Here is a 14,026-nt window from a genome sequence, read left to right on the forward strand (position 1 = left end):
GTAATCCTCCTACTTACTGATGTTGCTCAATAAATTTATTAATGCGTGCTATAGCTTCCTTCAAACTATCTATATCTGTTGCATAACTAATACGAATACAATCTGGCATCCCAAAAGCAACACCAGCAACAACTGCCACATGTGCTTCTTCTAGCAATGCATGCGCAAATTCTTCAGTACTCTCAAACCCTGTCTTAATCACTGTTTGTTTAACATTAGGGAACATATAAAAAGCACCTTTAGGTTTATCTATAGTCACTCCAGGTAAAGCCTTAATCAACGGATATATCGTATTTAACCGATGCTCATATTCAGCACACATTTGCTTTACACAGTCCTGATTGCCAGTAATTGCAGCCAATGCAGCATATTGACTTACTGCTGCAATATTACTCGTTGCATGTCCAAGCACTGCATTCATCTTATTTATTACCTCAATCGGCCCGACCGTATACCCTATTCGCCAACCGGTCATAGCATATGCTTTAGATAATCCGTTAACTAGAATCGTTTGCTTCCTAATTGCATCAGATAAATCTAACAATGAAACAAACTTCGTACCATTATAAACTAGTTTACTATACATATCATCTGTAATTAGAGTTATATCATATTTAACAGCCCAATTACCAATTGCTTCTAATTCTTCTTTCGTATACACCAAACCGCTTGGATTCTGTGGTGAATTTATTATTGCAAGCGTAGTTTTTTTAGTTCGCGCATTTTCTAAATCTTGCACACTAACTTTTTTACCATTAGCCGGTTGCACAAAAACAGGTACTCCACCCGCTAACTTAACTTGCTCACCATAACTAACCCAATAAGGTAGCGGTATAAGCACTTCATCTTCATCGTCTAAAAGTATTTGTGCCAGAACATATAATGAAAATTTACCTCCTACGGTGACAGCTACCTCTTGTGCACTAAAGTTTGTTCCATAATCTTTGTTTGTAAAATCTGCAATCGCTTGTCGTAATGGTAAAATACCACTAGCAGCTGTATATGAATCTGATTTTCCTGCCTTAATTGCTGCAATCGCTGCTTCTTTTATAAAATCAGGGGTTGGAAAATCCGGCTCACCAACAGACAGATTAATAACATCAATACCTTTATTTGTCATCTCTTTAGCTTTGTTTGATAACTCTAGTGTAGCTGATGGCTGAATATTTTGTGCACGTTGTGAAATTTTCATAGATTTATACCCACCTTAACTATTAAATATTTTGAATTGATTTAATAACTTTTCCAGATTTAAAGGAAATCAAATCATAACAAAGTTCTCCTTTTTTATTAAGATATGTAATTTCCCAAACTGGTTGTTTCTTAGTTTTCATTCCTAAAGCAACTTTTAAAATCTTTTTGGGTTTCTCATTACTTTGGACATATTGTTTGGCTTTTTTAGCAGTAATACCCTTACTTTGAGAATAGATATTAATTTTATCACCCTTTTTTGAAACAATAACATAAACAGCTTCATTCTTATTATTTTTACCGGCAACCGTATAATACGTTTTTTCTCGATTATACCAATAAAAAGCTGTATGTGTTTTAAGATTGGCATACTTGTCAGCTAATGTATATGCTTCTTTCTTGGCAGCAACTAATGGTTCTTGTGCTTTATGGTAACTATACCAACAACCATAACCTACAAGAATGATGCATAAAACTATTATTAACTGTTTCCAACTAAAACGTGCTTTTTTTGTTCTTCGCATATATTTCCTTCAACCCGTGACCTTTCTCTAATAAGATTACACCATATTATTATAACTTGTATTCACAAATTCGTCACGACTAACTAACTAATCACAACTCTTTTTTATAAAAAATGTATCCAATTTCTTAGTTATATCCTTTGTTTTAATAATTTGTGGATTTAAATTTGACGGAAATGCTTGATAAAACTCTTGTCCATACTTTTTTGTCACAAAGCGTGAATCAAGCAATACAAAAGCACCTTTATCATTAGGTGTTCGAATCAATCGCCCCCAACCTTGCTTTAACTTAATAATTGCTTCTGGTAACGCTAAATCTGAAAATGGATTGGCACCTTTTTTTCTTGCTCGTTCATAACGAACTTTATTATACAATGATTCCGGTGCTTGAAAAGGCAATCTAGTTACTATCAATAATTCTAATTGTTTAGCCGGTAAATCAATTCCTTGCCAGAAACTGCCTGTTCCTAGTAAAACACTATTACCTTGCGAATTTAAAACAAAATGTTTTTTAATTTTTTCAACTCCACCAGTTATTCCTTGTGCTAGAATCTCACGTTCATTAGTCAATCCAGCTTGACTTAAGGCTGTATATATATGCTTAATAGTTTCAAGCGAATTAAATAAAATTAATGTTTGCCGTTTTTGCGCTTGAATAATTTCAATTAGTGTTTGTGCAAGAAAAACTTCATAATTGGGATCACTTACATCTAATGCATCACCAGCAATTAATGTACAAGCCTGGTTTTGATAATCAAAGGGGCTGTTATACTTTCTGATTTCTATATTGTCAGGTAAATCAAGCTGCTTGAGTAAATATTCTTGCGTCTTAGCTGTTAATAAACTTGCTCCAACTAAAATAACCTTATTAAAATATGCATATAATTGTGTTTCCAAATAATTTTGACCTTCAAGAATACCATAACTTAAGCGTAAATGTGCGTTATTTTGCTTTTCTTGTATGCTTAACCAATATACTTGAGCGGATTTCTTGTCCACTTCATTATCAAGTATTAAATATTGCCAATTTACAAGCGCATCATTCAAAGCATTTACTAAGATAAAATAATCTAATAATAGTTGTTGCTCACTTACTGTAAGATTGTCACTATTACTATTAAAATAACGTCTTAAGTTATTATTTAACTGCTGATATTTATAAATAGTTGTTTGAATGTGATTTATTTGCGCAAAATGCCTTTCAACAAAAATCTTTAACTTATCAAATGGAACATACACCTCAAAAGCATTTTTTTCATTATCTAGAAAGTAGTTTTGCAACTGTCCTCTTAGCTCAGGTACGTCATAGTCTATGCTACGAGTTGTTTTGACTAGTTCATAAAATTGATATTGGGTTAAAAAGCCATGTTCTACAAGGTCTTTAAATGAAAACGAAATATGTGATTCCATTTTAGTTAACAAAGTATCTGCTAAGATTTTTATCTCATCAAAATCAATGAACTTTCGATTCTGTGTTATTGCTATATCTATCAAATTTTGTGCTTCATCGATAACTAAAAAATTTTCTTGATGGCTAAATTCTTCAGCGTGACTCAGTAAGTATGCATGATTCGTAATTACAAACTGTGCATTTTGCAATGCAATTTGCTGTCGCCGCAAAAAATCCACTTTATAAAAAGAACTGTCCTGACTAAGCCCTTGTAATCCTGTATGCGCAATTTCTGCAAATAAAGCATCATTCATTTGGGTTAAATGTAATTCTTCCAAATCTCCTTGTTTTGTTTTAGTCAACCAAACTAAAATCCGCATCTGCAAAATTTTTGTGTGTTTATTTTGCTGTCTTTGCAGAGAATGCCAAAACTTATCTAAATCAATATAGTGATTGTTTCCCTTTAAAACAACCGTATTAAAATCTTGTCCTAAAAGTTGCTCAATAACCGGTAAAGTCTTTTCTTTAATTTGATTTTGTAGTGTTGTAGTTGCTGTACTAATTACAACTCTGCGTCCATTTAATGCTTCATATGCACAAGGATACATATAACCCAATGTTTTTCCTAATCCTGTTGGTGCTTCTGCCATAAGATAGCGTTGCTTTTTTTGATTAAAGCTATGAATATCATCCATTAGTTTTACTTGTTCACTCCGCCAACCAATAACATTCTCGAATTGAAGCTGCTTATCTTTTTTTTCTGTCGGATACTGTAGCTGTGTCCTAGGCGGTGTGCTAAATTGGGGCCGGCGAATGACGATATCTCCCACTACCATTAAGTTATTTGCCAAAACTTCATTAGACTCTGATTTATTTTCTAACGCCTCATTAAAACATTGATTAGTATCATATACTAAACAATGACTCATTGATGCAAGCCTTTTTAATAAGATATAGGGTAATTTCTTCAATCGTTCCCGTAAAAATATAAAAATTTTAGCCGTAACTAAAGCATCACTATCTGCGTGATGTGGATTTTCATGGGTTAATCCCAAATATTTGCCTAAATCAATTAATCGATATGATAGCAAATCAGGTAATAAAATCTGAGCCATTTGGACCGTATCTATTCCTGATAAATCTAATGCAGGATATCCCACTCTCTCAAATTCTAAATTTAAAAAGCGATAATCAAATTGAATATTGTGTGCTACAAATACAGTTCCTTGTAAAAATGCAAAAATAGTTCCTACAACCTCATCAAAGCAAGGCGCATTCTTAACATCCTTATTAGTTATATTTGTTAGCTTTTGAACTTCTAAAGGAATACTCATTTGCGGATTGACTAAAGTATTAAATTTATTAATAATTTTATTATTCTGTACCAATACACAACTAAATTGGATAATACGTTGTTTACCATCGAGACTAGTCCCCGTTGTTTCTAAATCAACAACTGCATATATTGTGGGAGATTTCAATTTAATTTCACCGACTTTTCGAATTCTTTTCCATTTAATTCTAGCATATTTTCTTGTCGCCCGTACATTAAACGGGTATAATTTAAATTGTTTTCCATCCGTTTAGATATACTTATAATTTGATACTAATTTAGTAGAAAGGAGTCTTTTTATACCATGGAACAAAATAAAGCAGTTTGTGGTTATGGACAAGCAAAAATTATTTTGATAGGTGAACATGCTGTTGTGTACGGGCAACCGGCAATCGCAATGCCCTTGTCAACAATAAAAACCCAAGCTTGCTTAAAAAAACAGGCCCCAGGTATTCAGACAATTAACAGTAGCTATTTTAGTGGTCCTATTAAAAAGATGCCCTTAGAGATGACTGGCATTAATTTACTAATTGAAGCAATATTAACAGAACATGGTAAAATAGATACAGGTTTTGCTTTATCAATTACTAGCCAATTGCCCGCTGAACGTGGCATGGGCTCATCAGCTGCAGTAGCTATTGCTATTATCCGTTGCTTTTACAAGTACTTTGGCTGGACTTTAGAGCACTCTGAATTACTCCGTCTAGCAAATATTGAAGAAATCGAAACTCATCGTAATCCAAGTGGCTTAGATGTTGCTACCAGTGCAAGTTCACAGCCTATTTGGATGATCCGTAATAAAGAAATGTTACCTTTACCAATTGATATGGATGCTTACTTGTTAATTTGTGATAGTGGTATTAAAGGTCAGACAAGTAAAGCTATCCAAATTGTTAAAGAAAAGCTTAACAATAACACTCATATAACACAGAATCACATTATTGCTTTAGGTGATTTAGCCAGAATTGCTAAAAATCAAATTGCAACTAACCAAGTTGTTGGTTTAGGTCAAACCTTTAATCAAGCTCAAAGCCATCTTTTGGCTCTTGGAGTCAGCACACCCACCTTAGAAAACTTCATTAATCTAAGTAGAAACAATGGTTCACTTGGTAGTAAACTTACAGGTGGAGGTCAAGGTGGCTGTTTTATTAACCTGATGCGAAATAAAACTGATGCTATAAAACTTGCTGAAATTTTAGTAAAAAATGGAGTGACTAGAACATGGATTCAACCCTTGTCACCAAAGGAGGAACTTTGATGAAGTCGTGCTCAGTAACTGCACGTGCCCATACCAATATTGCATTAGTTAAATATTGGGGCAAAAAAAACCAAGAATTAATTATTCCTATGAATAATTCTTTATCACTAACACTTGATCATTTTTATACAGATACAACTGTTACTTTTGATAAAGAACTAGAGCATGATACTTTTTATCTTAATAACAAACTAAAAGATGACCCTAAAATAAAAAGCTTTATGAATCTTGTTCGCTCTTTAGCCAACATTAAAACCTTTGCTACGATTGATTCTGTTAATCACGTACCAACACAAGCTGGATTGGCTTCATCTGCATCAGCATATGCAGCTTTGGCAAAAGCAGCTAGCTGTGCAGCTGGTCTTAATTTAAATAAAACCAATCTATCAAGATTAGCCAGACGTGGTTCAGGTTCTGCATGTCGCTCAATTTATGGCGGCTTTGTTGAATGGCAACAAGGAACAAATGATACGGATTCTTATGCAGTACCCTTTTTAGAAAATGTTGATTGGGATATTAGTGTACTTGCTATTGTTTTAAATTCAAAGGAAAAGAAAATAACATCTCGTTTAGGTATGCAATCTGTCGTTGCTTCATCACCTTACTATCAAGCTTGGGTAGAGACTTGCCAGCAAAATATTAGCGATTTAAAAAAAGCTATCTTAGCGCGTAATTTTGATGAGATGGGCCGCATTTCTGAAGAAAATGCAATGAAAATGCATGCATTAAATCTTAGTGCAAGCCCTCACTTTAATTATTTTGAGCCAGAAAGTTTAATCGCTATGCGTTTAGTTGAAGAATTACGTCAAACAGGTATTTCTTGTTACTACACCTTAGATGCTGGACCTAATGTTAAAGTTTTATGTCTACGTAAAGATGTTACTGCAATAAAGAAAAAACTCTCAACTGTTTTTTCACCTGAACAATTACTTTTATCTTCTCCAGGACCAGGAGTTACTTTAATATAATTACGCTTGAAGGGACATGATTTTTTTGATTAAGGTCAAAGCACCAGGAAAACTTTATATCGCAGGTGAATATGCTGTCGTTGAAACTGGTTATCCAGCAATATTAGTTGCTATAAATCAATTCGTCCATGTGACTATCAATAAAAGTGATTCTATTGGTTCTATAGTATCGAAGCAATATGAAGAAAACTCGATTTTTTGGACACGTGAAGGTAATCATATGATTTTTGACAACCGTGATAATCCTTTTCACTATATCCTTGCAGGTATTAAAATTACAGAAGAATATGCGCAAATTTGCAATTGCAAGCTTGACTGTTATCATTTAAGTGTTGACAGTCAACTTGATAGTAATGATGGTAAAAAATATGGTTTAGGTTCCTCTGCTGCTGTTACGGTTGCTACGGTCAAAGGACTTTGTGCTTATTACAACTTACCAATTACAAAAGAATATTTATTTAAACTAGCAGCAATTGCCCATTTTGAAGTCCAAGGAAATGGCTCGCTTGGTGATATCGCTGCTAGTGTCTATGGTGGCTGGCTAGCTTATCACTCCGTCAACCGTGAATGGTTAATGTTAGCCCGGCAAAAGTATAGCCTCTCTACCCTCTTAAAAATGACATGGCCTGATTTAAATATCAAAGAACTGACACCACCTGCCAGTCTTAATCTTTTAATCGGTTGGACAGGTTCCCCCGCATCTACCTCTCAACTCGTTGATGCTGTCAGTTTAACCAAGGCCGAAAAACAGCAAAAATATACTGCGTTTTTGGCTGAAAGCAAATCTTGTCTCAATAATATGATTAATGGTTTCGCTACTAAATCACTTTCAACAATCCAACGTGAGTTAAAAACCAATAGGAGACTACTTCATGATTTAGGAAAAATTAGCGGTCTCAATATTGAAACACCATTATTAAAAGAGTTAATTACTTCTGCCAAAAGTTTTGGCGGTGCAGCAAAAACTTCTGGTGCTGGGGGCGGAGACTGTGGAATTATTATTTTAAATAAAAATGTTGATACCTCTCTTTTACTTGCAAAATGGAAAGAACTTGGCATAATTCCACTTAACTTAAAAGTGCATATAATCAAATGAAGGAGAAAAAAATGAATAAGCATTCGCATCGCAAAGATGAGCATGTTATTATTGCAGAAAAACTATATACCGCAGAATCACAAAATGGACTATCCCAAATAAGACTCTTGCCTTTAAATATCCCAGAACTTACTCTAGCAGAAATAGATTTACACACTAATTTTCTTGGCTATAGTATTGAGTATCCTTTTTTCATAAATGCAATGACAGGCGGAAGTGTGCAAACAGGTAAGTTGAATGCAAAACTGGCACGTGTTGCAGCAATTACAAACATTCCGATGGCTACGGGATCGCAAAGCATCGCCTTAAGTATCCCTGAAACAAAAGCCAGTTTTGAAATTGTTCGGCAAGAAAATCCGCAAGGCCTTGTTTTAGGAAATTTAGGTGCTCATCATAATTTAAGTGCTGCTAACCGTGCAGTTAAAATGTTAAATGCTGATGCTTTAGAGCTTCATCTTAACGTTGCCCAAGAACTAGTAATGCCTGAAGGTGATATTGCATTTAAATGGCTTGCTAACATCTCTGACATCGTTAATAACCTTTCTGTGCCTGTTTTAGTTAAAGAGGTAGGTACCGGAATAACTCCAAAAACATTACACTTTTTACAGCAAACTAACGTTAAATATGTCGATTTATCTGGTTATGGCGGCACCAACTTTGTCAAAATTGAAAATGAACGGCGTAAAAACAAAGAATTAGCTTATTTTGACGAATTGGCGATCACAACAGCGGAAGCTTTAATTGCGGCTCAAGCTTTTAAAACTGACTTCTCCTTTACTGCCTCTGGTGGTATTAGAAATGCTCTTGATATTGTTAAATGTTTAGTTTTGGGAGCTGACAACGTTGGTATCTCGGGGCAATTCTTGCATATTTTAATAAAAAATGGTGAAGATGGGTTAATTTCCTTTATTGAAGAATTAAAGCAGCAAATTCGTCAACTAATGCTCTTATTGGGATGTCAAAATATCTCAGAACTTCGTCAAGTTCAATATATATTATCTCCTTGCTTGCTTAACTTTAAAAATCAACTTAGTTAAAAAGCGGCTATTACGCCTCTTAGCGTCCGGATCCCGAATAATCAGTAATTCGGATTGTACACTATTGTGCGTAACAACTTGCTTTCAAGCATCCAATTTAGCACCAAACATTCAAAAAAAGTGAGTCTAGGATTTATTTGTCCTAAACTCACTTTTTAGTTATCTATATTTTGTTTCCTGCATTAAATCTTAATCCTTTAGGAAAGAAGTTCTTTACTGTTTTATTAACTACCTTACCAAACCCAAATGCTTTTTCTTCACAGACTAGCAAATACCATCCATTGGGTATCTGTTCATCAAGTTGGATTACATTGCCTAAAACATATTCTTGCCATTGAGCCATACTCAACTGGAGCACATTATTCGTTTCGCTTGGATGTAAAGCTAATGCTAATGTATAACTCGGTTCAAACCGTTTCTTTTTAAAAATACCTAACATCAATCCTGGGCGCATAAACTTCATTTGTGAAATATCAGGCCAATTTCTATTGTAATAATATAAATAGTCACCTGATAAGTATAAGTCTTCTGGTAAAATAGTAAATTTCTTCATCATATTTTGATTAAATTCTTGCCATAATATAAGTTGTTCTTTTGTTAAGCTAACGGTCCTTTTTTTACTTCTTTTTTTCTTCTTTTTAACACTAGATAGCTTGGATACATTTTCATTTTCTTGGCGTGTATCTTTTAATAATGCAATAAAGTGCCCTTCCCCTCGAAAATGATGTGGCATTAGCCTAACGGTATTTATAAGACTTGCTCCACCATTAGCCCAGTCCGGACGACCATTGTCCATCCCTGAGTATTTTTTAATTGGCAACACTTGTAAATAAGGATATTCTTCTAAGAGCCATGCTATAATCTGTTCATCTTCTTCGGGAGCAAATGTGCAGGTTGAATATATTAATTCACCGCCTAATTTTAACATTTTCATAGCTTCAACTAAAATAGTCTTTTGACGTTTAGCACATTCTACTGCATAATCTTGATGCCAATATGAAGTTGCTTGGTGATCCTTACGAAACATACCCTCTCCAGAACAAGGCGCATCAACGATAATCTTATCAAATATTGCATCAAAGTTGTGTGCCAACGTTGCTGGATCTTCGTTTAATACGATATAATTGTGTGCTCCTGTCCGCTCCATATTTTCGGCTAAAATTGTTGCTCGCTTATGATTAATCTCGTTACTGACTAACAAGCCTTCGTTATACATATTTTCTACAAGTTGTGTTGATTTTCCTCCTGGAGCTGCACATAAATCTAATACCCATTCTCCATGCTTAACATTAGCTACTTGCGCAACATACATTGCACTCAAGTCTTGACTATATACATAGCCGGTTTGATGCTCCAAGGTGTTCCCCTTAACGACACCATAATACCCTGTCGGAATATAACTAACTTTCTCATTACTTGAATAGCTAGTATTTTGATAATTCTGCTTCAGTGGATTAAGTCTAAAGCCTTTTTCTACTTCACTATCAAAGCTTGCCAAAAAAGCACTAGCATCTGCGCCAAGTAATTTTTCATATTTTGAAACAAAGTCTTTTGGTAAGTGCACTATTCTTTCTCGTTCCTTTCTACCTTATTAATACTTTTATTGACTAGAATAAAAAATAATATACTCATGCATAAATATGTGCCTATTGAGTAGCATAGAGCACCAACTAAGGAGTTTAAAGACAAAAATAGATTTCCGATAAGTGTACCTATCAATGTTCCTAGCCCTGTATAAAGAGAATATGATTTCCATTCTTCAAAAGCATATTTACGACTACTCATATCTAAAAACCTTGCTGCTAAATAGTTTCGTTTAGATGAAGCAATCCATAAAAGCAATTCACCTATCAGCCCAACAAAAATAGCGATTAAACAAAGCATTTGTGTCCAATGCTGTACTATCCAAGTACTTTGCGGCACGATAAATTTATTTGAAACCAACCTAGTAATAGATTTAATTGCCAAAGATTCAGTGATTTCTTTTTTCTTCATTGGCTCTTTAGCATCAATAACAATTTTATATTTGCTTGTACTCATTTTAACTGTTTTTAGTTGTGATTCAGCAATAAAAATCTGATTGTCTAATTGCGAGCTCTTAGTGTCTCCCATAACTCCAATGACTGGAATATAATTTCCATGTAATTTTAAGTATGCTTGATCTTGCGGTTTGTATAATTTTTTTGCAACATTTTTTCCTACTACTGCAACCGTGACATCTGAAGCAAAATCATCAGTCGAAAAAAAGCTTCCTGAAATCATTGGTGGGGTTGCAAAATCGCCTTTACCATAAAAATACGTAATATTCTTATTTTTTTTATCTTGATAATGCACTTGAATATCATCTAACTTTCCCGCAGCCGATAATTGATTATCAAGATCATTAATATTTGTATTATTCTTCAGCTTTATCCGATAAGCTGATGCAGATAAGTTATGGTTATTTAACTGAATTATTAAATTTCTTTCCTGTATTTTATAGAAAGTTAAAACTCCTAAAAATGCTAAAATCATTGTATATAAAATTACAAAAAACTTTTTTTTAAACAAAGCAATCCCTCTGTTTCTTTAGTGAATTCCTAAAGCCATCTTAGCGTATCTCGACATGCGATCCATCGTCCAAGCTGGTTCCCACACAAACTTAACTTCAACTGCTGTAATTTCAGAAATTTTATTTAAGGAACGTTCTACCATATCAGCTAATAGATCCGTCAAAGGACACCCCATTGTTGTTAACGTCATTTGAATTTCACATTCACCTTTATCGCTTACATTAATTTCATATACTAGACCCAAGTTAACAATATCCACACCTAATTCTGGGTCAATAACTTCTTCCAATGCATCTAAAATAGCTGCTTTTAATGCTTCATTATTTTTTATTTCTGCCATCTTTTTTCTCCCGTATTAGTCATTTAAAATATGTTTCGAATTTATCAGCCATCTCAATTGTTGTTGCATAAGAAACCTTATGATGAGCACCTTGTGTTGTTGTAAAAGTTACATTAGCAGCATATGGCTTATCTTTGATTTCATCATAAAACTCTTTTGTTAGCTTGTATGGTACCATTTCATCTGCTGTTCCATGCCAAAAATGTAATGGACGCTTATTTATTTTTTCCGATTGCAAAGCTAGATCATATTTATCTAAGCTACTAAGTTGTTCTTTCACAAACTCTTTAGGCAATTCGTTTGCTTTAGGGATAACCTTTAACAGTGCATTGGCAAATTTCACTGGGTGTGGTGAGCCTTCCAAGCAAACACCAGCATCAATCCAATCATATGATGCTATTAATGCACAAGTTGTAATTCCTCCCATAGATAAACCACTAACCCCAAGTTTGGTATATCCTATAGTCCTCTCATATGCTTTAATTAAATCCGGAAACTCCTTAACTGATTGAACGACAATTTTCCAAAATTCTGCTTGATGTTCTTCGGTCTTTCCTTCTTGACGTTTTCCATGATACAAAGCATCTGGTAAAACGACACGAAAACCTTTTTTAGCAAGTTCATACCCTTGTGTGAGCACTTTTTCTTTACAACCTGTCCATCCATGATAAAAAACTACTAAAGGCAATTTTTGAGTCGCTAAATTATCGTCTATTAATTCCAAAACTGGAATAGTCGCCATCGCTTTTTCTATAACTATAATGCTCATTTTCCATCCCACTTTCTTGTTATGTCTTATCTTCTATTTTAGAGGATTCTAACCTCTTTAGCAACGAACTTTATCCTCTTTAAAGGAATTAGAATAATAGTTACATGTTTCTTAACTAATAAAACTATGTTAAAATAACGGAGTATCTGTCTGATATAAACATCTTAATAATCCAATATTCAAAATTTATGGAGGGTTTTATGGACCAAAAATTAATCGCGATTGATTTAGATGGTACAACACTAAATAAAGACTCTTTAGTTAGTTCGAAAACAAAAGCTGTCTTACTTAAAGCCATAAATGCAGGACATATTGTCTCAATCGTTACAGGACGTCCTAATCGAATGTCTGAAAACATTTATGATGAACTCGAACTGCAAAGCCCAATGATCAATTTTAACGGTGCTGTTGGCCATCTTCCTCATAAAAAATGGGATAAAGAATATGAATTAACTTTCAGTAAAGAAATTGCTCTTGAATTAGTAGCCGCTAAAGCAAAGTTAGGTATTAAAATCATTGCTGCAGAAGGAAAAAATATTGCTCTAGTTGATCAACCTAATAACTTTATTCCTAACTTCTTTCCGACTACGCTAAAACCAAATGAAATTCTGAATCGCCAAAATCTTATTAGTAATCCATCAGCAATGACTATGTTAGTAGATAAAATTAAATTACCATATGTTGTTACTGAATTAAAAAAGGAATTTGGTGATAAACTAAATATTGGCGTTTGGGGCGGAGCAAATCCGATTCTTGAGCTTTCTCCCAAAGGAGTTGATAAATCACATGGGATTCGCTTTTTAGCTCAAAACTTTAATATTGACCGCAAAAACATTATCGCTTTTGGAGATGAGCACAACGACTTTGAGATGATTAACTATGCTGGTTGGGGCGTCGTTATGCAAAATGGAACAGAACAACTAAAAAGCGTTGCTAACGATGTAACTAAATACGACAATAATCATGATGGCTTAGCTCATTATTTAGAAGACTATCTAGATTTAGCAGAATAAAATCTGTACTTATTAAACAATAGCTCACTACAAATTTAACACCTTTTTGTAGTGGGCTATTATTTATTATACGTAGGAAATACTAATAGTATTTTACTATTGTATTCCCTAATTTTCTATTCGATGGTACTACTTTTTTATAATCATTTTAATTGCTTGTTCAATTTTTTGATTTTGAAGCTTTTCATTTTCTGCAGGGTTTTCAAAACATTCTTTTAAATTTTCAGCTACTATAATACCCATAATTCTATCTACACTAGATCGAACTGCACTAAGTTGTGTAATTATATCCACGCAACTTTTTTCATCTGCAATCATTTTTTGAATTCCACGTAATTGTCCTTCTGTTCTCTTAAGTCTATTTATCACCATTTTATCCTGTTTTTCCATAATAGCTACACCCTCTCTAATATATTTCATAACCAAACTTCAGACACTCGATTCTAACTAAAGCTAGTTTAACAACATAATCAATTCCAAAAAAAGCTTAACTGTCTTTATTAACAGTTAAGCTTATCACTATACCGGTGATCGGGGTCGAACCGATACGTCCTC

13 protein-coding genes are annotated in these 14,026 nt (G+C 33.9%); 5 read left to right on the plus strand and 8 right to left on the minus strand.

The window, feature by feature from the left end:
* Positions 1–13: 13 nt before the first annotated feature.
* From LB941_RS10225 to LB941_RS10235, 3 genes are all read right to left on the minus strand, one after another.
* On the minus strand, positions 14–1,192 hold the full coding sequence (locus LB941_RS10225; RefSeq protein ID WP_253361852.1) for a pyridoxal phosphate-dependent aminotransferase: 1,179 nt from the start codon (positions 1,190–1,192) through the stop codon (positions 14–16).
* 22 nt (positions 1,193–1,214) lie between these two features.
* Complete coding sequence (locus LB941_RS10230; protein ID WP_253361854.1) at positions 1,215–1,715, minus strand: cell wall elongation regulator TseB-like domain-containing protein; 501 nt, start codon at positions 1,713–1,715, stop codon at positions 1,215–1,217.
* Positions 1,716–1,802: 87 nt separating this feature from the next.
* Positions 1,803–4,586: a helicase C-terminal domain-containing protein gene (locus tag LB941_RS10235; RefSeq protein WP_253361856.1), complete on the minus strand. Its 2,784-nt coding sequence runs from the start codon at positions 4,584–4,586 to the stop codon at positions 1,803–1,805.
* A 156-nt stretch (positions 4,587–4,742) separates the two neighbouring features.
* Here LB941_RS10235 and mvk point away from each other — a divergent pair, with 156 nt between their 5' ends.
* The 4 genes from mvk to fni are packed head-to-tail and all read left to right on the plus strand — an operon-like array spanning position 4,743 to position 8,797.
* A complete protein-coding gene (gene mvk / locus LB941_RS10240; RefSeq protein ID WP_253361858.1) occupies positions 4,743–5,696 on the plus strand; it encodes a mevalonate kinase in 954 nt (317 codons plus the stop codon).
* A complete protein-coding gene (gene mvaD, locus LB941_RS10245) occupies positions 5,696–6,664 on the plus strand; it encodes a diphosphomevalonate decarboxylase (protein WP_253361861.1) in 969 nt (322 codons plus the stop codon). Before mvk ends, mvaD begins: the two co-directional genes overlap by 1 nt.
* A 25-nt stretch (positions 6,665–6,689) precedes the next feature.
* Positions 6,690–7,760, plus strand: a complete 1,071-nt coding sequence (locus LB941_RS10250; protein ID WP_253361863.1) for a phosphomevalonate kinase — start codon at positions 6,690–6,692, stop codon at positions 7,758–7,760.
* An 11-nt stretch (positions 7,761–7,771) separates the two neighbouring features.
* Positions 7,772–8,797 carry a type 2 isopentenyl-diphosphate Delta-isomerase gene (gene fni / locus LB941_RS10255; protein ID WP_253361866.1) on the plus strand — a complete coding sequence of 342 codons (1,026 nt, stop codon included), beginning with the start codon at positions 7,772–7,774 and terminating at the stop codon, positions 8,795–8,797.
* A 163-nt stretch (positions 8,798–8,960) separates the two neighbouring features.
* Here the strand turns inward: fni and LB941_RS10260 are convergent, their stop codons facing one another.
* Genes LB941_RS10260 through LB941_RS10275 form a run of 4 tightly spaced genes read right to left on the minus strand, consistent with a single transcriptional unit; the run spans position 8,961 to position 12,458 of the window.
* Positions 8,961–10,361, minus strand: coding sequence for an RsmB/NOP family class I SAM-dependent RNA methyltransferase (locus tag LB941_RS10260; protein WP_253361868.1), 1,401 nt, complete (start codon positions 10,359–10,361; stop codon positions 8,961–8,963).
* A complete protein-coding gene (locus LB941_RS10265; RefSeq protein WP_253361870.1) occupies positions 10,361–11,347 on the minus strand; it encodes an ABC transporter permease in 987 nt (328 codons plus the stop codon). Before LB941_RS10265 ends, LB941_RS10260 begins: the two co-directional genes overlap by 1 nt.
* An 18-nt stretch (positions 11,348–11,365) precedes the next feature.
* Positions 11,366–11,689 carry a metal-sulfur cluster assembly factor gene (locus tag LB941_RS10270; protein ID WP_253361873.1) on the minus strand — a complete coding sequence of 108 codons (324 nt, stop codon included), beginning with the start codon at positions 11,687–11,689 and terminating at the stop codon, positions 11,366–11,368.
* A gap of 19 nt (positions 11,690–11,708) precedes the next feature.
* Complete coding sequence (locus LB941_RS10275) at positions 11,709–12,458, minus strand: alpha/beta fold hydrolase (RefSeq protein WP_253361875.1); 750 nt, start codon at positions 12,456–12,458, stop codon at positions 11,709–11,711.
* 200 nt (positions 12,459–12,658) lie between these two features.
* On the opposite strand from LB941_RS10275, the gene LB941_RS10280 reads away from it, so the two are divergent.
* Positions 12,659–13,471, plus strand: a complete 813-nt coding sequence (locus LB941_RS10280; RefSeq protein WP_253361877.1) for a Cof-type HAD-IIB family hydrolase — start codon at positions 12,659–12,661, stop codon at positions 13,469–13,471.
* A gap of 129 nt (positions 13,472–13,600) precedes the next feature.
* Here LB941_RS10280 and LB941_RS10285 read toward each other — a convergent pair whose 3' ends face one another.
* On the minus strand, positions 13,601–13,861 hold the full coding sequence (locus tag LB941_RS10285; protein ID WP_253361879.1) for a metal-sensitive transcriptional regulator: 261 nt from the start codon (positions 13,859–13,861) through the stop codon (positions 13,601–13,603).
* Positions 13,862–14,026: the final 165 nt, after the last annotated feature.

Source organism: Ligilactobacillus ubinensis, assembly GCF_024160875.1.
GTDB classification, from domain to species: domain Bacteria; phylum Bacillota; class Bacilli; order Lactobacillales; family Lactobacillaceae; genus Ligilactobacillus; species Ligilactobacillus ubinensis.